This window comes from Microcoleus sp. T3_D1 (genome assembly GCF_036700405.1).
Classification (GTDB): Bacteria; Cyanobacteriota; Cyanobacteriia; order Cyanobacteriales; family Microcoleaceae; genus Microcoleus.
The window spans coordinates 48,276-67,564 of sequence record NZ_JAUBOV010000035.1 but is presented as its reverse complement, the minus strand read 5'-3'; the positions used below and the strand labels follow the sequence as shown (position 1 = coordinate 67,564).

Annotated in this window: 16 protein-coding genes; 9 read left to right on the top strand and 7 right to left on the bottom strand. The window is 46.0% G+C overall.

Going from position 1 to position 19,289, the window contains the following annotated elements; translation table 11 throughout:
- Nucleotides 1-1,061: 23S rRNA (guanosine(2251)-2'-O)-methyltransferase RlmB (gene rlmB / locus QT992_RS17275; protein ID WP_333377370.1), on the top strand; the 1,061-nt coding region annotated here is incomplete at its 5' end.
- Nucleotides 1,062-1,354: 293 nt separating this feature from the next.
- Entirely contained in the window at nucleotides 1,355-1,633 is a 279-nt protein-coding gene (locus tag QT992_RS17270) for a DUF1816 domain-containing protein (protein ID WP_333342893.1), read from the top strand.
- Nucleotides 1,634-1,897: 264 nt separating this feature from the next.
- Here the strand turns inward: QT992_RS17270 and QT992_RS17265 are convergent, their stop codons facing one another.
- From QT992_RS17265 to QT992_RS17255, 3 genes are all read right to left on the bottom strand, one after another.
- Nucleotides 1,898-2,728, bottom strand: a complete 831-nt coding sequence (locus QT992_RS17265; protein ID WP_333339596.1) for an alpha/beta hydrolase — start codon at nucleotides 2,726-2,728, stop codon at nucleotides 1,898-1,900.
- Between the two features lie 55 nt (nucleotides 2,729-2,783).
- Nucleotides 2,784-4,085: a serine hydrolase gene (locus QT992_RS17260; protein ID WP_333339593.1), complete on the bottom strand. Its 1,302-nt coding sequence runs from the start codon at nucleotides 4,083-4,085 to the stop codon at nucleotides 2,784-2,786.
- 414 nt (nucleotides 4,086-4,499) lie between these two features.
- A complete protein-coding gene (locus QT992_RS17255) occupies nucleotides 4,500-4,955 on the bottom strand; it encodes a helix-turn-helix domain-containing protein (protein WP_333057162.1) in 456 nt (151 codons plus the stop codon).
- 1,099 nt (nucleotides 4,956-6,054) lie between these two features.
- Between QT992_RS17255 and gatA the strand changes: the two genes are divergently transcribed.
- Both gatA and QT992_RS17245 read left to right on the top strand, forming a co-directional pair.
- The gene (gene gatA, locus QT992_RS17250) at nucleotides 6,055-7,515 is read left to right on the top strand and encodes an Asp-tRNA(Asn)/Glu-tRNA(Gln) amidotransferase subunit GatA (RefSeq protein ID WP_333057204.1); all 1,461 of its coding nucleotides are present in this window, start codon (nucleotides 6,055-6,057) and stop codon (nucleotides 7,513-7,515) included.
- A gap of 118 nt (nucleotides 7,516-7,633) precedes the next feature.
- Complete coding sequence (locus QT992_RS17245; protein ID WP_333313397.1) at nucleotides 7,634-8,848, top strand: alpha/beta fold hydrolase; 1,215 nt, start codon at nucleotides 7,634-7,636, stop codon at nucleotides 8,846-8,848.
- 104 nt (nucleotides 8,849-8,952) lie between these two features.
- On the opposite strand, the gene QT992_RS17240 is transcribed toward QT992_RS17245, so the two are convergent.
- A complete protein-coding gene (locus QT992_RS17240; RefSeq protein ID WP_333377368.1) occupies nucleotides 8,953-9,657 on the bottom strand; it encodes a pentapeptide repeat-containing protein in 705 nt (234 codons plus the stop codon).
- A gap of 338 nt (nucleotides 9,658-9,995) precedes the next feature.
- On the opposite strand from QT992_RS17240, the gene QT992_RS17235 reads away from it, so the two are divergent.
- The 5 genes from QT992_RS17235 (at nucleotide 9,996) to QT992_RS17215 (ending at nucleotide 14,236) form a co-directional block, all read left to right on the top strand.
- The gene (locus tag QT992_RS17235; protein ID WP_333313393.1) at nucleotides 9,996-10,124 is read left to right on the top strand and encodes a hypothetical protein; all 129 of its coding nucleotides are present in this window, start codon (nucleotides 9,996-9,998) and stop codon (nucleotides 10,122-10,124) included.
- A gap of 230 nt (nucleotides 10,125-10,354) precedes the next feature.
- Nucleotides 10,355-10,660: a hypothetical protein gene (locus QT992_RS17230; RefSeq protein WP_333377366.1), complete on the top strand. Its 306-nt coding sequence runs from the start codon at nucleotides 10,355-10,357 to the stop codon at nucleotides 10,658-10,660.
- A complete protein-coding gene (locus QT992_RS17225) occupies nucleotides 10,632-10,955 on the top strand; it encodes an ATP-binding protein (RefSeq protein WP_333377364.1) in 324 nt (107 codons plus the stop codon). Before QT992_RS17230 ends, QT992_RS17225 begins: the two co-directional genes overlap by 29 nt.
- A 297-nt stretch (nucleotides 10,956-11,252) precedes the next feature.
- The gene (locus QT992_RS17220; protein WP_333313389.1) at nucleotides 11,253-11,591 is read left to right on the top strand and encodes a DUF3593 domain-containing protein; all 339 of its coding nucleotides are present in this window, start codon (nucleotides 11,253-11,255) and stop codon (nucleotides 11,589-11,591) included.
- Between the two features lie 554 nt (nucleotides 11,592-12,145).
- Complete coding sequence (locus tag QT992_RS17215) at nucleotides 12,146-14,236, top strand: protein kinase domain-containing protein (protein WP_333339581.1); 2,091 nt, start codon at nucleotides 12,146-12,148, stop codon at nucleotides 14,234-14,236.
- Here QT992_RS17215 and QT992_RS17210 read toward each other — a convergent pair.
- From QT992_RS17210 to QT992_RS17200, 3 genes are read right to left on the bottom strand one after another with little or no spacing between them, the layout of a single operon-like run.
- On the bottom strand, nucleotides 14,213-15,811 hold the full coding sequence (locus QT992_RS17210) for a helix-hairpin-helix domain-containing protein (protein WP_333339579.1): 1,599 nt from the start codon (nucleotides 15,809-15,811) through the stop codon (nucleotides 14,213-14,215). The two genes, QT992_RS17215 and QT992_RS17210, sit on opposite strands and share 24 nt — an antisense overlap.
- Nucleotides 15,795-16,583 carry an LAGLIDADG family homing endonuclease gene (locus tag QT992_RS17205; RefSeq protein WP_333339576.1) on the bottom strand — a complete coding sequence of 263 codons (789 nt, stop codon included), beginning with the start codon at nucleotides 16,581-16,583 and terminating at the stop codon, nucleotides 15,795-15,797. The genes QT992_RS17210 and QT992_RS17205 overlap by 17 nt, the downstream gene beginning before the upstream one ends.
- 1 nt (nucleotide 16,584) lies before the next feature.
- Nucleotides 16,585-19,245 carry a DNA polymerase III subunit alpha gene (locus QT992_RS17200; RefSeq protein WP_333339573.1) on the bottom strand — a complete coding sequence of 887 codons (2,661 nt, stop codon included), beginning with the start codon at nucleotides 19,243-19,245 and terminating at the stop codon, nucleotides 16,585-16,587.
- Between the last annotated feature and the right edge of the window lie 44 nt (nucleotides 19,246-19,289).

Genomic DNA, 19,289 nt, shown 5'->3' with positions numbered 1-19,289 from the left:
CCCGCAACAATTTCCGAGACAGAGACAGAGACAGAGACAGCAGCCCGCAGCCGGCCCGCAACAATTTCCGAGACAGAGACAGAGACAGAGACAGCAGCCCGCAGCCGGCCCGCAACAATTTCCGAGACAGAAACAGAGACAGCAGCCCGCAGGAATCCAGGGGCAATTATTACAAAGACAGAGACAAAGACAATAGCCCGCAGGAATTCCGGGGCAACCATTTCAGAGACAGAGACAAAGACAGAGACACTCGCCCTGTTGACACTGCCTCAAATACAGTCGTGCAACCAGACGCAGACACAGACGACATGATTTACGGCCGCCATGCGGTGCAAGCAGCTTTAGAAACAAACCAAGTCCTCAACCGGATCTGGGTTGTCCCCCACCTGCGCTACGATCCCCGCTTTCACAGCTTGCTAACCGAAGCCAAAGCCAACGGCAGCATCATTGACGAAGTTGACGATTTGCGCCTCGACTACATCACGCGCAAAGCAAACCACCAAGGCGTAGCAGCTCAAGTATCAGCCTACGAATACCTAGATTTGAGCGAACTGATCGCAAAGGCTAAGTCTGCTTGCGAAGATCCAGTAATTGTGGTAGCAGAAGGACTCAACGACCCGCACAATCTAGGGGCGATCATTCGCACCGCAGAAGCATTGGGCTCTCAGGGCATGGTGATTCCGCAGCGGCGGGCTGTTGGGATTACCTCGGCAGTGAGAAAAGTGGCAGCAGGGGCATTGGAAAGCCTGCCCGTGGCGAGGGTTGTCAATCTTAACCGGGCGCTGGAAGAACTCAAAGAGGCTGGATTCTGGATTTATGGCACTGCAGCAGGCGTCGGTCAATCTATAGAGACAGTTAAGTTCTCCGGGCCCACTGTTTTAGTGGTGGGTGGTGAAGCTGACGGTTTGAGCCTTTTGATACAGCGCGGATGTGACGGATTAGTTTCAATTCCTTTAAGGGGTAATACTCCTAGCCTTAATGTCTCGGTAGCAACGGGGATGGCTTTATACGAAATTTACCGTCAGCGCGGGCCCAAAAAGTTTCACGTACACGGATCGTAAAGGTGGTTGAAAAAAACAGCACAACAGAGTAGTTTATTGTGAATGCCGCGCAGAATGGAGCGGCACCACACCCGGAACAAGTAAGGATAGCCGATCGACTGTCGTTACTTGTTCAGACGAAAGTAGAAGGGGCCCGCCCCCTAGGTTCAAACAGGAATTCGACACCAATCTATTTAGATATATTTAAATAGGTTTGGATCGGTTCTTGGTAGCAGTCAGCCTCGTGTAAATAACAAAAGCCTAGGCGTGTTCGCAGCACCCTGAAAACACCGTCAAATACATTAGAAAAGCACATGAAAGAATTCTTGATTAGCTTGCTCAACTTTTTCGGATTGGCTTGGTGGGTTGAAGTTAAAACTTCAGCGCCGCGGTGCATTTACTATTTTGGCCCGTTCTTAACCCAGGGAGAGGCGGCAACTGCAAAAGCAGGATATGTAGAAGACATAGAAAATGAAGGGGCAGAAGGTGTTAGTGTTTCGATTCACCGCTGCAAACCAATTACTTTGACGGTTGCAGAAGATTTGGGAAAGCTTGGTGATGGAGGGCTGTGGCCGGTTTTGAGCGGTCAGTAGAAGCAGGGGAATTTTGAGTTTTGAGAGACCTACGCTTCCCTCGCAACGCTGTGCGGTTTTGAGTTGTGATTTATAACTTCAAAACTGTTGAGTGTTGGGTGATTAATTGCTTCTGACAAACGGGAGCATCTCAGTTTTGTAAAAAGCATTTTTTTTATTGTAGTGCGAGCGTCCCCGCTCGCGTATTGTACAATACGCGAGCGGGGACGCTCGCACTGTAAATGCAAAACTGAGATGCTCCCCTGACAAACTCCAAACTTAAGACTAGCAATTGCCAACTGCTTCGGGGTGACTCTCCATCCAACGATCGATGTCTGCGAGTACCCGATCGGGAATTTCCCAAGGGAACAAGTGGGCTGTATTGGGATAGCACTGCCACTGACAATCGTGGAGGTGGCGGGCGGTTTCTAAACTGGATGCTGAGGTGATGTGCCGATCGCCCTCTCCGGCCAACACCAAGCTGGGACAATGAATGTCGCCCAGGTGCAGCAGTCGATCGTATCCAGCCCTCAGAGCGGTATTTAACGCCTTGGTGGCCGTGTTGGAAGTCTTGAGGTAGGCGGGGGTACCTGCCTGTGCTAAGTAGCGGTAAGGGGTGGCTGTATGCTGCTGTATCAAGTAGCGAAAGAGCGATCGCCTCGCAAAAGTATCAATATTCCACTGCCAACCCGGTATCACCCAATTGATAATTCCCGCTAAACCGGTGTAAAGGTTATCTTGCCAAGAGATGGGAGGGTGACTTCCTCGCGGTTTTGCTGCGGATGCAAGTAAAATCAAACCGGTGACTCGCTGGGGATATTTCATGGCTAATTCCAGGGCTAAAATCCCTCCCAAAGACCATCCGATCACCAAACACCGATCGACTCCTAATCTGTCTAATAGTGCTTCTAAATCGACTAGGTGATCGGTCATTTCAAAGAAAGTTGAGGTGCGGCTGTTGCCGTATCCGCGCAAGTCTGGGGCGATCGTCTGGAAGCGTTTTGATAGGTGTTCTGTGAATACCGACATACAATCGCCGGAACCTGGATGGCCGTGCAAGCAAAGAATCGGAAACCCTTTGCCTTTGACGGAAACACTGAGTTGTTGATGCGGCATTTTTTAACTGTTTGGGCGGTGCGTTGTTCCCGCTATAAATTGTATATTCCAGCGGTTAAAAGCTGGGGTTTCTGACCATGTAATCGGCAATTTTAGAAATAGACTGGCGCATTTGTAGCTCGCCGCTGCGGCTGTCAATCACAGTAATCACATAGGCCTCGTCCTCAATGCTCATCGCTAAAGTTGTGCCGAGCACCTTGGAATTTTGGCCAGTTTTTTCGCCCAACCACTGAGCTTTAGTTCCTTTTAACGCGGCAAATCCCAGAGCATGATCGTACTGGCGGTTGAGAGTTTCTATTAACAGTTTAGCACCGGGTGTTTCGCCGTTGTAAATTTGCACCATCATTTCGGTGAGTTCGTTAGCAGTCAGGCGGTTGCGACCTGAACCGGGGTTGGAGGGCATAATTCTTTCCCCCATTAATTTGAAGTTGACGCGGGTGACTTCGTAGCCGCTATTATCTAAATATTGATTGATGTAATCCGAACCTAAATAATCGATTAGTTGATTGGTGGCGATATTGCTGCTGCGATAGATCATTTCTTCTAACAGTAGCTGTAGCGGGTAATTGCGATTGGACGTAATCTTTGCCGATGCGTCTTCGGTGAAATTACCGCGAGTGACTAATACTTCCTGGTTCAGACTAATTTTTTCTTTTTCGACTTTTTGCATCAGGGCGACAGCAATCGGCAATTTAATTAAGCTGGCTGGACTGACAGGAGGTACATCGCCCCGGAGGTGTACGCATTCTCTAGAAAGGTTGCAAATGCCGATCGAAGCTTGAGCCGACAAACCGCTTTCCCGCGCAAGCGCACCCAACAAATCAGATTTTGCTTGCTGCACTTGAAAGGTTGCTGCTGTTAAATTTTCCCGGTATTCTTGAGTTTTTGAGGCAGTGAGGGAAGCTAAAAATGAATTTTGAGGAACTTCCTGCAAGTTGTTGAGGGCTTGATGCCAGAAAAATTGAGTTTGCTGCGAAGATTCGATCGACTTATTTGGCTGCCCTTTAGTTTCTACGGCTCTGTTGGCTAAACGGACTGCTTGTTGTAAGTTGTCCTTAGCCCTCTGTTCTACTAATATTTGAGCTTCCACCGCTTGCAACTGCTGTAGCAGTTGTTCTTGAGGATTGGCGGTGAGGGGAACTAAGCGGGAGAGGAGGGTTGGTTCTGGGGAGGGAGAGGAGGGTTGTTCTAATTCGGCGATTAGCCCATCGCGAATTTTGTAGAGTTCGTCTAGGGAACGCGGGTTAGATGATTGAGAGAATGAACTTGCGATGGTTAACATCTGAACCAGTGCAATGCCGGCTACTACTGCCGCCATCTTGTTGGCGATCGACAAAAAACGCCTAATCTCTGGCATATTTAACATCCTCAACACAACCAAATTCTATATAAGCAGCTATTGTTACATCAGTCAAACGGTTTTAGATTGGAGATTGGAGATTTGGGATTTTAGCCGTAGCCGTAGGGTGCGTCGCTACCCTTAAATCCTCAAAAAAGAGCGACCATCTCATAGCGACGCACCTTTTATTTTAATGAACCCCGGCAACAACCCTCCGTTTCACTCCGCCCAACATTTTTGTGGTAGCAAGCTTGTTGATAAATGATAGAAGGTGCGTCGCCACAAAATAGTCGATTTAATTTAGGGATTTTTAATGGCGACACACCCTACGAATACTGCTATTGACTAATGACTGCTGACTAATGACTTCTGCCAAAATAAAGGGAGCGATCGCACGAAGGCAATCAACCCCCTCTAAATATTGGGAACTATCTACTTTCTGCGCCGCCGTCGCCAGTCAGCACCCAACCGCTTGAGGTAATCCCAGCCGCGTTGGGGCCAGACATGATCGCTACCAATCTTTTCGGCAATCCAGCGAGCGACTTTGGGGCCTGTCCAGTCTCCGCCGTCGGGGGCAGGGCCTAGCAGGGCTTGTCGCAGTTCTTCTTGCTGTTCAGGATTCAGCAAGGATTTTGCAGGAGGGGGCTGGCGGTCTCCGCTGCGATTTCTCACAGAGTTAGGCCCTTCTCGGTTGTAGCGCTGGACAATTTCTTTGGCGTAGTCGTAGTTGAGGCCTACGACTTGGGCTGCTTGTTTGATAGTCCAATTTCGGGACACTAACAGCAGCAAGTGCCAGCGGCGCGACTCTGTGGTGTTTTGTGCCTGCCGGTAGCGAATTTTGAGTTCCTCTGCCGTCAGGTGGGATTCTAAGTGAGCTTTAGGTGGCATTCCTCCAACGGGGCATCGGGAACTTCTTACCATATATCTTGGGTTTTGGGGATAATTCCGGATGAAATTATTTTCCTGGGGATCGTGGCGGCAAATAAGTAGCTTTTTTTACCCCAGAGGCACGCAGCTAGTCGCACTTGAGGAAGGACTGCTGTTTTTTTGCAGGTGCGGGCAACAGGAGACCTCGGTGTGGCGGTGAGCGTTCCGAGCTTTTTTGTGAACCCCAGATTTCTGACAGGCTTTTTGACCTCTGGCACAATGGGCGTGGATCGGAAAAGGTCGATCGCTATTTTCTTCGATCGCGCCACCGCCATTAATTCACTCGGCTGACTGATAACTTTCAGTCATTTTTGACTAAAAAACTGCTCTTCATAATCTGACCCTAATTATTAGGGGAGTGACCGCCCTAATCTAATATTTAATTGTCATCACTTTGTAGTTTTAGTTCATGTTATTCGGAATTTTCATGACGCGATCGATCTAGTCACAAATCAGCTTCAGATGCGAGCAATTATGCTTTAAAAATAAATTAAATATAACAAAGAGCGAAGTTTTTATATACCAATAATTTTCTTAATGTCTGAATTTTCCAGAAATAAAGCAGTCATAATAGGGTATTATTTTATTTGTTAGGGCATCTTTTTTACCATAAATTATGGGTTAGGTAGAAGAGAAGCTGGGTTCTAATATTTTAGAATTTAGATTACAGAATTGGGAATGACTGATTTCCTAATGATTGCGATCTTGCATAGACATTCTTGAAGACCGAACCTAATTATGTAGGGGTCGCATTGCACACCTTACCCCTTACTCATATAAATCTCGCGTCAAACCACTTTTTGCATCAGTCCTGATACAGTTGCATTCTTGGTTTGTTAAAAAATTAGGTAAAAAACTCGATCGCTATTTTGTGTCCGGTGGGATTTTGGGAATTTAATCTCTTGTATATAAAATGACCGATCGCCCGTTAGCGGAGCCCTCTTCGAGGCTCGAACTTTCGCCACAAAAATAGCCGACTTTGCCTTCGGGCTGTAAGCAGGTACAATTGCCAGCTATATTAACTGTATTGTCTCAAAGTAGAAATGATAAAGGTACGAGCATGGCATCCATCCGCGAGTTGCACCGACAACTGGTCAATAAAGAACGCTCTGCTGTGGAAATTACTCAAGAAGCATTAGACCGAATTACCCAGCTAGAGCCGAAGTTGAAAAGCTTTCTGTGCGTGACGGCAGACAGCGCATTGGCGCAGGCCCATAAAGTGGATGCCCAAATCGCAGCCGGAGAGCAAATTGGCCTGTTGGCCGGTATCCCGATCGCCGTTAAAGATAATATGTGCACCGAGGGCGTTCCCACAACCTGCGCCTCTCGGATTTTGGAGAATTTTGTGCCTCCCTACGATGCCACCGTCGTCTCGAAACTCCAAGCAGCCGGTGCGGTGATTGTGGGTAAGGCGAATATGGACGAGTTTGCAATGGGGAGCTCGACAGAAACTTCTGCTTATCAAGTTACCGCGAATCCTTGGGACTTGGAGCGCGTGCCCGGCGGGTCTTCTGGCGGTTCTGCCGCAGCGGTAGCCGCCGGAGAATGCGTCGTGAGTTTGGGTTCGGATACAGGGGGCTCAATCCGCCAACCTGCTGCTTTTTGCGGGTTGGTGGGGCTGAAACCGACTTATGGGTTGGTTTCTCGCTACGGTTTGGTGGCCTATGCTTCTTCTCTCGATCAAATTGGGCCCTTTGGCCGGACTGTTGAGGATTCGGCGATTTTGTTGGGGGCGATCGCCGGTTACGATCCGAAAGATTCCACGAGTCTTAATGTCCCAATTCCTGACTACGCTCAAGCTTTAAGACCCAGTTTGCGACCGAAGGGTCAGATTAGAATTGGTGTAATTAAAGAAACTTTTGGTGTAGGGCTGGACTCCGGGGTTAAAGACGCTGTTACTAAGGCGATCGAGCAATTTCAACAATTGGGCGCAGAAATTCAAGTCATTTCTTGTCCCCGGTTCCGCTACGGTTTGCCCACTTACTACATAATTGCTCCATCGGAAGCTTCGGCAAATTTGGCGCGATATGATGGAGTTAAGTACGGTTTCCGGTCTCCAGACTCCGATAATCTTTTGGATATGTATGCCAAAACCCGCTCTCAAGGGTTCGGTGCGGAAGTTAAACGCCGGATTGCGATCGGCACTTACGTATTGTCGGCTGGATATTACGATGCCTATTATCTAAAAGCTCAAAAAGTTCGGACTTTGATTAAAGAAGACTTTGAAAAAGCTTTTTCTCAAGTTGATGTTTTAGTCTGTCCCACTGCTCCTACTACCGCATTTAAGGCAGGCGAAAAATTCAATGACCCCCTGAGTATGTATTTGTCAGATTTGATGACTATTCCGGTGAATCTTGCTGGTTTGCCAGCTTTGAGTTTGCCCTGCGGATTTGATGATAAAGGACTGCCCGTGGGTATACAACTGATTGGTAATGTTTTGCAAGAATCTCGGCTGTTTCAGGTGGCTCACGCTTACGAACAGTCTACGAATTGGCACTTACACCACCCCGAATTGCATTAATTTTTGAAAATCGGCGGAATACGGTGGCGGAAGTTAGTAATCGATCTTGGCTAATTGTCTGAATTAATCATTTGCCATTAGCTGTTGAGCGATCTCTAATTTCCCGCGTGCTCTATCTATGAACAATTTGCTAGTATTCCTTTTGTCTAAGTCGCTAATAGCTTTTGGGATAGTTTTGGCCGTTGCTTATTCTGCTGCTTGTGTATTCCTCTTTGTAGCGCAAGGTAAGTTTATCTTTTTTCCCGCGCGCGCGATCGAAACTACGCCAGATGATTTTCAGTTGAAATATCAAGATGTTTGGTTGCCAATTTCAACTAAAACAGGCGCGGTGGAAAGCGTGCACGGGTGGTGGATTCCTGCATCGGAAAATCCCCCCAGCCCCCCCGAAGCTAGGGGTGGAGCAAGAAAGGGGGAGGCTGTTCCCTCTGTTAACACCGGAGACTCGGATACCCCCCCCAGCCCCCCCTTGCCAAGGGGGGGAGCTAGAGGAGTCGGAACGTCCCCGCAAAGTGAGAGACCGGCAGTCGCTCCGGTTCCCCCCCTTAACAAGGGGGGGTTAGGGGCAGGGCTGTTTGATTCTCACCAAAAACGAGGTTTTTGTAGGGGTAGTGCCCCCGTGCCTACCCCCGCCACCAACCATCGAATGGGGGTTTCTGGCAAAAAGGGCCGGCACGGGGGCACCGCCCCTACCAAGAATGAAACCGCCCTGGGGTTAGGGAAGGTAGTTTTGTATCTACACGGCAATGGTTCAAATGTGGGAGCAAATGTCGAACACGCTTATCGATTTCATCGGTTAGGTTTGTCGGTATTTGTGATCGATTATCGTGGTTATGGCAAAAGCCAGGGCGATTTTCCGAGTGAATCTCAGGTTTATGAGGATGCTCAGCTTGCTTGGGATTATTTGGTGAAACAGCGGGGGATTAACCCGAATCAAATTTATCTCTACGGTCATTCTTTGGGAGGGGCGATCGCGATCGATCTAGCCGTGCGTCACCCGGAGGCGGCAGGGGTAATTGTAGAAGGCTCTTTTACTTCGACGCGGGCGATGGTGAATTTCCAAAAAGGGCTGTTTTGGATGTTTCCGATCGATGTTTTGCTGACACAGCGGTTTGATTCTCTTTCAAAAGTCGATCGCCTGCAAATGCCTGTGCTCTTTATTCACGGGACTGCTGACAATGTAGTTCCAGTGGAAATGACCAAAAAACTGTTTGATGCAGCACCTCAGCCCAAACAGTTGTACATAGTTCCTGATGGAGGTCACAATAATGTGGCACAGATCGGGGGCGCAGAATATCTGCAAATACTGAGCCAATTTTTAGGTTCTTCAAAGTAGATAAAAGCTATTGGCGGTAACAGGTTAAGTTTGATATCTGTACCGCCTGCTCGCACTTCAAACAGTAGATATCTAAAGCGGAGCAGTTATCCCGATGATACCGCTTAGTATAACCTTAATACATTCAGCCACCAGTCATTTAAGGCATAGCAATAATTGCAGTAATTGTTCGTGCTTATAGCTTGTTCTTTCTTAACTTCGCAGCCGCGCCGAGATATTTTTCGATCCGGCATCCGGGCGCCGCAGAGATTGGCATCTGTAAGATTAGTTTTGTTCAATCTCGCATCCCTCAAGTCGGCATTTCTCAGGTCTGCACCGCTGAGATTTGCACCGCTTAAATCGGCTTCTTGGAGGTCGGCACTCCTGAGATTTGCACCGCTTAAATCGGCATTTCTCAGGTCGGTTCTACTTAGTTTAGCTGCGCTCAAATTACTGCATTTTAAGTTAGCCAACTGGAGGGATGCGTCTCGCAGAAAACTCTCGCTGAGGTTGGCATTTTCTAAGTTGGCTCCCCTGATGTCGGCCCTGCTCATGTCGGCTTTGCTGAGGTCGGCGTCAGCCAAAAAGGCGTTTCTCATGTTGGCGTTGTTTAAATTAGCTTCCATTAAGTCAGCCGCAGTCAAGTCGGCATCAACTAAGTCGGCCCTGTTGAGAGTGGCGCGGCTCAAGGAAGCGCCAAACAAATCTGCACGGCTCAAAGAAGCGCCAAATAAGTCGCATCCGGGACATCCTCTGGTTTCTAGCAGCCGCTTGACTAGAGACAGATTTTGAGCTTGTAAGGGAAGTGCGGCGCAAAATGGGAGTAGCATTATCGCTGCAGTCAGAATTTTCAGTTGGATTTTGGTCATAGTCTGGGTAAGTCCTGTAACTGCCTTTCATCACCGATTTGTCTGCTGGACTTACGTGCGGGGGCCAAAAAGCCGGTTTCCTCGTTAATTCCTCGCTGTCAAACCCAATATTCTTAGCAGAAACTGGGTTGTTTGCGTAAGTCCTACTCTAGTGGATGGACGCGACTCGACGGTGTAAGGTTCGTAGGCGTAAGCCGGGGCGTAGCCATCGCCCTCACCGATATTACTTACGCCTTGGGGATGAAACCCCGCACATCAAGGCTCCCCTGCAGCGAGCGGCGAACGGCCGGAGGCGCTAAATGCCAGGGATTCTGAAGCTGGCGACGGCTGCGGCAAGTGACCGACTCCGACAACGGATAAGTATTTGTAATGGATGCAGTTGGATTTTGCTGCCGAGGGCGATCGTTCTCCGTACAGGCGATCGGTAAATAAGCCAATTGGCTTAGACTCTTAAGACATATTGCTGATGCGCTGCCTTCTCTAAAAAAGATAGCATTTTTGTGTGATCCCCGAAATAACACCGAGCAAGCCAGTATAAAAAAAATACCAAATGTCTCGGCGGGTGGGAAAATTGGGTACAGCTAATACTTTCAGACGAGGAAAATAGATGTCGAACAGCATAGATCAACTTGCAGAAGGTGGCAGGGGGATCAAACTCATGTGGCAGATTGCAGACGAGCTCAGTTACACCCGGACTCTCGACAATCGAAATTGTTTCTGGCTGAGCAAAAGTTACGAAGTAGAAGGTCGCAATCAATCGCAAAATATAAAAAATGCTAGCGTTTTAGATGGGTTAATGAATTTATTAAACACCTGGGATTGGCAGACTGAAACAGAGCAGGAAGAAGAGCTGCATGAAACTTGTGTTCAACATATTAGCCTGCAAGTCAACACAGATGTGAATGCTTTAACTCAAGTTTTGTTGTGGTTTGAGCATGTTGAAAGATTTATCGATTCCTCATGAGGTTTGGGGGAATCTTCAGTTAGCTTTGGCTGAAGGTTTCAGTAATGCAGTTCGCCACGCTCACAAAAAGTTGCCAGTAGAAACTCCTGTTCAACTGGAAATTATGGTGTTTAACGGACGGTTGGAACTCAAAGTTTGGGATTGCGGCCCGTGTTTTGATTTTGATGCTAAGCTCAACGAAATTATGGAAGCCGATAGAAATAACGGCTTGGATTTAGAGGTTTTGAACGATGCTTGCTTGATGCCTAGCAGACAAAAAACTTTGGAACCGTCTCTCTTTCTAATTGCTGGGTAGCTTTGGCGTGATGGACAATTAACACACTGGCCCGGTAAAAAATGTGTTAGGCTAAAAACGGTGTTAGGGGAAAAGTTACGGGTTTTGTCTCCGCGTGGGTGAGGGGTTTGGAATACTGCCCACCTGCTGCGGCTTGGGTTAAGAGCTATGGTATTGGGTGACTCTATAGCAGTTCGATAGAAACGGGTGCATCTGTCTAATTAAATATTAAAAACTAAACCTTAAAAGTTAAAAATTATTCACACTAATTTTTGAGCTTTTAATTTATCATAGTATCTGGTCGCTCACCAATTACTAATGATTTCCAAAGAAACTTTATTTGTTCTGTCTCTATTTCCCTACTTGGGATTTCTCTGGTTTTTGACTAAATCGGGAAAAACACCCCGTTTAGCTCTGATGGGATTTTACGGCACTCTCGTTTTTGTAGCAGTGACGATTCCCGCGGCAATTTACGCAAAAGTTGCCTACAATGAGTCACTAGCAAATGTCGATTGGCTGCACGGTTCTGCGGAACTATTCTTAACACTTGCCAATATTTTATTAGTTTTAGGCTTTAGAGAAGCGGTGATTAAAGCCAAAGCATCCTCACAGAAGGGCGACGAGGAGCAAGAGTGTCTTTTAGATGGGGGAGAATAGCCGAGCTCATCTCAGTTTGGTATTTACTCTCTGCAGAAATGCTCCAGAATAGCCGTAGTTAACAGTTAATACCAATTTAATGTGAAGTTGCATATATCTCGATCCCCCTAAATCCCCCTGATTGTTGGGGAGTAGGGGTTGACTTTGAGAAGAATCTTGTCCCCCCTTTATTCAGGGGAGCTTAAACTACAATATAAATTCAAACAATCGCATACTCTGAGAAGAATCTTGTCCCCCCCTTAAGAAGGGGGGTTAGGGGGGATCAGATTCTACGGGGCCTCATAAAAAATTGGTATAACTGTTGACATATCAGTTTGTGAACCGCCAACCTGCAAAATTTTAGGAAAGCATTACAATATATGGAAACTCACATCAAGCAATTTTAGTGTCCTCACCTTGGTTTCTTGCCACGGGCTCAACCTGAGAGCCGAGATTTTGGGTTAAGAAAGCGAGTTTCTCAGGTATTATCGAGAATGGTGCTCTGGGCGTGAGTGGAAACAGACTACCATGTTGCTAAGTTTAGCTGTGGTGGGAATCTCCAGGCCGGAAAAAAGATGAGCTATTGCCTCAATCCCCATTGCCAAAAGCCGCAGAATGCTGACTCAACCAATTTTTGTCTGGCCTGCGGCTCTAAATTGCTACTGAAAGAGCGTTACCGCGCCCTTCAACCTATCGGTGAAGGAACATTTGGCCGAACTTTTTTAGCTGTCGATGAAGATAGGTTGAAAACTCCCTGCGCCATCAAACAATTTTTCCCCCAAGTACAAGAAAAAGCTGAATTAGAAAAGGCAACTGCACTGTTCAAACAAGAAGCTCACCGACTACACGAACTCGGAGAACACCCGCAGATTCCAAGTTTGCTGGCTTCTTTTGAACAAGCCAAACGTCTGTATCTTGTGGAAGAGTTAATCGATGGAAATAATTTGTTTCAGGAGTTGCAGCAGCGGGGAGCTTTTAGCGAGGAACAGATTTGGGAATTGTTGATCAATTTGTTGCCTGTTTTGCAATTTGTTCACGAGCAGCAGGTGATTCATCGGGATATTAAGCCGGAAAATATTCTGCGGAGAACTCCCCAAAGCTTGTGGGCTGCGGCGGGATATGGCAACTCGACTCCTGGTAAAGGAAAAGGAGGGGCCTCTTTACCTCAATCTTCTGGTGGTATACAAGGGATAATTGTGCCTGAATCTCCTGCTGTACAGGGGAAGGCCAGGGGGGGTCAGTTTGTGCTAGTAGATTTTGGAGTTGCTAAGCACATTACCGGCCTTTCTGAGGCGCAAACTGGGACGATAACTGGAACTGCTGGCTATGCGCCGATCGAACAAATCCGCAGCGGCAAGGCGTATCCGGCGAGCGACCTTTACAGTTTGGGCGTTACCTGCATTCACCTGCTAACTGGGGCGGTATTGAAGGATTTGTTCGATGCTTTGGAATGCAAATGGATTTGGCGATCGCACTTGGCGCAAAAAGGCATAAAAGTCAGCCAAAAATTAGCAACTATTTTGAATAAATTGCTCAAAGATTCGGTAAGAGAGCGATATCAATCCGCTGCTGAAGTGTTGCAAGACTTGGTAAATGTTGGCCAATATCCCCGCTCTCAAATCAGTTATAATTCCCCAACAAAAATAGCTATTAATTCGCCAGTAACTAACTCGCAGCCCAATAAAGCAACCGCCGTATCGGCCGCGCCGCCCCACAAGATTCATGTTGCGCCATCCGCTAACAATCCGACATTTTTGTCGTCTAATAACTGGCGGTGCGATCGCATTCTCCACGGTCATTCAGCCCCGGTTAATGCTGTTGTTATTAATCCTCAAGGCAATATTCTCGCTAGCGCCAGCGACGATAAAACAATTAAGCTGTGGAACCTGCAAACAGGTGAATTCATCCATACTTTTTTCGGCCATTCCGCAACGGTTGATGCTGTGGCAATCAGCCCAGACGGGAGAATGATGGTTAGCGGCAGTTTTGACAGAAAAGTCATTGAGTGGAAGCTGGATAAAAAGGCGATGATTCGCGAATTTTACAGCGATTTTGGTTCGCCGTACAGTCACCGGTACGGCCCCGTGTACTCGGTGGCTTTTAGTTGCGACTCTGGAGCGATCGCGAGTGCCAGCGGCGACAAGAGTATTAAATTGTGGAACCAGCGCAACGGAGAATTGGTTCAAAAACTTTCGGGACATTCTGACAAGGTTTTATCTGTGAGTTTTCGCCCTCAAAGTATGATGCTTGCCAGTGGTAGTGCTGACGCAACTATCAAGATGTGGCTGGTAGGTATTGGGGAGAGTGTACGGACTTTTGTCGGTCATTCAGATTGGGTTTATGCGATCGCATTTAGTCAAGATGGAAAGATGATTGTCAGTGGAAGTGCAGACGCTACTGTTAAATTGTGGAATGCCGATACAGGGGAATTGATTAATACTTTGAGTGGGCATTCTGATGCGGTGATTTCGGTGGCGATGAGTCCAGATCGCGAAATTATGGCTAGTGGCAGTCGAGATGGTACGGTTAAACTCTGGAACCTGGAAACAGGAGAATGTTTGTGCTCTCTTGCTGGGTGCAATCCGGTGGCTTTTAGTCCTGACGGTCAAACTTTAGTCACCGGTGGGGATGGTGGCAAAGTGTTAGTTTGGCGGCCGTCTGTTTAGTTGGGCGAGATATGTGACATACTTGTGAAGGCGATCGGTGTCAGTGTCAAGTAAACGACTGGCCCAAGAATGTACATTAAGTTGCGATCGCATTTCTCGAAATACCGCAGCATCCCCGCGATTGTCTAGAGGAAAAACCCAAGCATCAAATCCAGCCGACTTGAGACGGCTAACAGTTCCCTCGCCATCTTGCACCCACAATTGAGGGTTAATGCGAAGGGGTTGACAGGAATATTCACCGACAACAATTCCCCCCACAGAAACGTTAGCACCTTCTCCACGATTGGAAAGTTCTTGCAAAATAGCTTTGAGGGAATTGAGTTTTTTCCCGTCTTGTACTTGCTGCGGTGTCAGCTTGACAATGACCATTTCTAAAACTTCCACAGGTTTTGTCGATCGTACAACGTTGACTGGTTCCGCCGGCCAATGGTTATTTACTTCCGGTTGGGCATTCTCGATTTCCTCTTCAACCTGTACTGTTTCCACCGGCTTTGCAGTGTCTACAATTATCTGAATTTCCTCGCCATCTTTCTCAATTTTTCCACTAATCAGTAAGATAGCATTCTCTACCATGTAAGGTTTCACTTGTTCGTAAGCCTTGGGGAACACCACAGCTTTTATTTGAGCGGTCAAATCTTCTAATTGCAAAATTGCCATCGCATCGCCTTTTTTAGTCACTACCATTTTAATAGCGCTGAGCATGACAATAACTGATACTTTCCCCTTTTTATCTGCTAACTGTTCGAGAGTCACCACATCGGGGTCTTCGTTTACTTGCATGAGAAACTTTAGGGGATGTTCTGACACATAAAAGCCAAGCAGTTCTTTTTCTAAACGCAATTTCTCCTGTTTTTCAAAATCTGGTACCACTTTAGATTTGGGCGCGGACTCATAGGTATTGACTGACTTCCCGAAGCTATTCGCACCTAACAAGTCAAAAAGATTGCCTTGGCCGCTTTCTCGGTCTCTTTTGCGCTCTTGCGCCCATTTTATCACTCCTTCGAGGTCGTGTACTAATTGATTGCGATTGTTTTCAATTTTATCAAAAGCACCGCATTGAATTAAAGCTTCTAGAGCCCGGCGGTTGACCGAATGGAGATTTACGCGATCGCACAAATCAGCCAGCGATTTAAACTTACCCCCTTCCTGCCTCGCCGCCAAAATATTTTCAATTGCCGATTCTCCCACATTTTTAACAGCCGAAATTCCAAACAAAATTTTATCTTTTGCAGAGCCAGTCATCTGTTTGGGCAGCGGTGTAAAAGTAAGTTCCGAGCTATTAACATCGGGCGGATCAACCTCAATACCCAGCTTGAGACAATTGGCAATATATTTCTGTACTTTCTCCTGATCGCCCCTGTTAGCAGTCAGCAGTGCAGCCATATATTCTAGAGGATAATTCGCCTTTAAATAGGCAGTTTGATACGTGATATACGCATAGGCCATTGAATGGGATTTATTAAAACAGTTAGATGCCACCAAACTATTTTCTAGGATAAAGTTATGTTCTCGTTCAACGCCTATGTCATAGACTTCTTGAGTTCCTAGTGATTTTCGACTAATAATTTTTACCATGTTTGTAACTCCTGAGAATAGCCTCTATTTTAGTTTTCTTTCGTTGCAATCCCAAGCGGGGATATTGATACACAAAATCATAGAATGCTTGTATATTGTTTCGACTAAAGATTCTCCAATAATAAACTTTTTTTAATTGATGCTCTTGTACAGAACCCATCCCTAGGTGCATGGCTAGTTCGCGGGCAAATTCAAAGGAACCGACGATGCACACTAAACCGCCACTTCTACCTTTGTTTGCATAAGCACAACCGTCACCGTCAAAATAGCCTAACACATAAGACCCTAAATATTTTAAGTTAGGGAAATAGGTAACTTCCGAAAAAGTTCTTCCTGTTATGATGCCGTAGCCCTGTAAAGAGCTTGCCAGTTGTTCAGAAGAAAAATTTATTCGGTAGTGAGGAGCATAATTTTGAGGCTGAATAACTCTAATTTCACCAGAGTATTGTAGCTCTATGCTGAGCATTTCTGTAAGTTCTTTGTCAATAGATTCAAAAGCTACATAATTAGTTTGAGTAACGCAGCCATCAGCAGCTATCAATCCTAATAAATAAGCTTTAGCTTGAGAGTCAATTACATCAAAATAGCTCTCATTTAAAGTATAGCGGTTTCGCCGCTTAGTATTAATGTCGGCTTCTTTTAAAACCCTTGAAACTGCTCTTTCACTCACACCAAGGTAGTTAGGAATGTCTCGACACTCCATGCCCTGATTAAAAGCAGAAATGATTTGTTCCTTGTGTTCCGATTTTAGCTGCCTATAGTCGAGATACATTTTATATATCTGAGCTAGAGTTGATTTGTTTTAAGTCTAATCCTTTTTCAAAGATTTCGTCAATGGGCAGCATTTGACCGCCAACAGTCATAAACTTGTGATCTTTTGTGGCGCGAATTATCGAGCCATCTTCCAGGCAATACTCAAAGACCTCCTGCTGCCCCCGGCGATGCCACTGTGCAATTGACTGTGTATAAATATAACCGTTGCTATCAACACTATAAACAGTACATTCAATTTTTTCCTCAACAATTTTGCCAATAGCCATCGGCCCATATTCCACTGTCAATATCTTCGTGTCATAGCTCAAGCAATATTCCGCGAATTGTAGCATCTGCGCGAACAGTTTATCAGCTATTCTTTGACTGACTCCATTCTTAGTTGCCCCATCGATAAACGTTTCTTTTTGCTTCTGCATTTCATCAGCTTTCTTCTTGCCCATTGCGCGCCGCAGCAAGTCAGCTTGACCCAAAGAATATCCCGCCAAATCTTGAGCCATCCGCATAATTTGCTCTTGAAAGCAAAGCGTTCCGTAAGTCTCTTTTAAAATCGGTTCTAATAGCGGATGATCGTACTCAACGGTTTTACCGTGCTTGCAGTCAATAAACTGAGGAATCAAACCTGCATCCAGCGGCCCGGGTCGGTAAAGTGCCAAAATAGAAGAAATATCATCCAGACAGGAAGGTTTGAGTTTTTTCACTACATCCAGCATTCCAGAGGATTCTAACTGAAAAATACCTTCTAAATCTCCTCTTTCTAAAAGTCTATAAGTTTTATCTACATCATCCGGTAACTTTTTGATTCTGCCAAAAGTCTCTTGAGCTCTGCGCTCAATATCAGAAGGTAGCATTTCTGGATCGACAATTAGATTTTGGGTTTGCTTAATATAATCAACAGTTTTCTGGAGCGTTGTTAAATTTTTCAATCCCAAAAAGTCCATTTTCAGCAGCCCCAAAAATTCCAAATCTTCCATGAAATATTGGGTAATCACAGCACCCTCATTATTCTTTTGCAGCGGTACAAGTTCATCCAACGGCTCGGAAGAAATTACCACACCGGCCGCGTGAACACCATAGGTTTTGTTGGTTCCTTCAATGCGAATTGCCATGTCAATCCACTGACGAACTGGGACTTCTGTACCAGTTTCGGCATTTATGCAAATTGTATTTTCATAGTTGTCTTTAAATTCCTGTGCAGGTGTTTCATTGGAAATCATCACTTTAAGTTTTTCCGGTTTTCCCCTGGACACGGGAATTAATTTAGCCATTTCGTCGGCTTTTTTGTAGGGAATACCTAACACCCTGGCCACATCTTTCAAGACAGCTTTTGATGTCATTCTGTTGAAAGTAATAATTTGCGCTACGCGCTCGCTACCATATTTTTCCGTAACGTATTTAATCATGTCGTCCCGCCTTTCTATGCAGAAATCGCTATCAATATCTGGCATAGATTTCCGTTCGGGATTGAGAAATCGCTCGAATAGTAGTCCGTGGTGTACGGGGTCTATATTGGTGATTTTGAGGACGTAGGCAACTAGAGAACCTGCGGCAGAACCGCGTCCTGGCCCTACTGGAATATCGTTGTCTCTAGCATATTTTATGTAGTCCCAAACTACTAAAAAGTATTCCGAAAATCCCATCTGCTGAAGCATTTTCAGTTCGTATTCTAGTCTTTGTTTGTAGACTGGGGGGATTTCATTTCTGGTGCGGGCTTTGAGGCGTTCTAACAGTCCCAGCCAGGATATTTCTTCTACATAAGTATCGGCTGTATGTTCTGGGGGAATTGGAATGGTGGGAATCCGAGCTTCTCCTGTGAGCTCGTATCTCGATACTTTATTTGCGACTTCTAGGGTATTTGCGATCGCCTCTTTGATTGTTTCATCATCCAAATGGTCTCGAAACAGTTGCGCCATCTCCTCTGCGGACTTCAAATACTCTGTGCCGCTGTAGCGCATCCGCTTGTCTTCTTCAATCAGTTTGTTGGTGTTAATGCACAGCAAAGCATCGTGTGCTTCTACGTCGTTGCAGGAAATATAGTGAGAATCATTGGTGGCAATTATTTTAATCTTGAGTTCGCGGGCAATTTTGACGATTTCAACATTAACAATCCGGTCTTCCGGGGAACCGTGGTCTTGAATTTCTATATAGTAATCTTCCCCAAATACTTCTTTATACCATGTGGCTACTTCACGGGCAGTATCTAGCTTGTTTTGGAGAATCATTTGGGGAACTTCGCCGCCCAAACAAGCACTGGTGACAATTAAACCTTCGGAGTATTGTTTTAGCAGTTCCTTGTTGATGCAAGGTCGGGCAAAAATACCTCTTTCTGGCATTCCCTTTAAGTGGGAAATTGTGGTTAGTTTGACGAGGTTTTTATAACCTTGGGTATTTTTAGCTAAAACAACTTGATGGTATTTTCTTCTACCTCGAACTTTTACTTCAATGTCGCCGTTGACGACATACATTTCATTGCCAATAATCGGCTTGATATTTTTATTTCGGCAAACTTTGATTAGCTCGATCGCCCCGTACATCACCCCGTGGTCTGTAAGGGCGATCGCGGGCATCCCCAATTCGACCGCCCGTTCTGCGAGCTGTTGTAGCTGAGAAGCCCCATCTAGTAAGCTATAATCGCTGTGAATGTGCAAACCAACGAAGGACATAGGGATTTAAAATATAAGATTTGAGAATTTAGATTTTACACCAT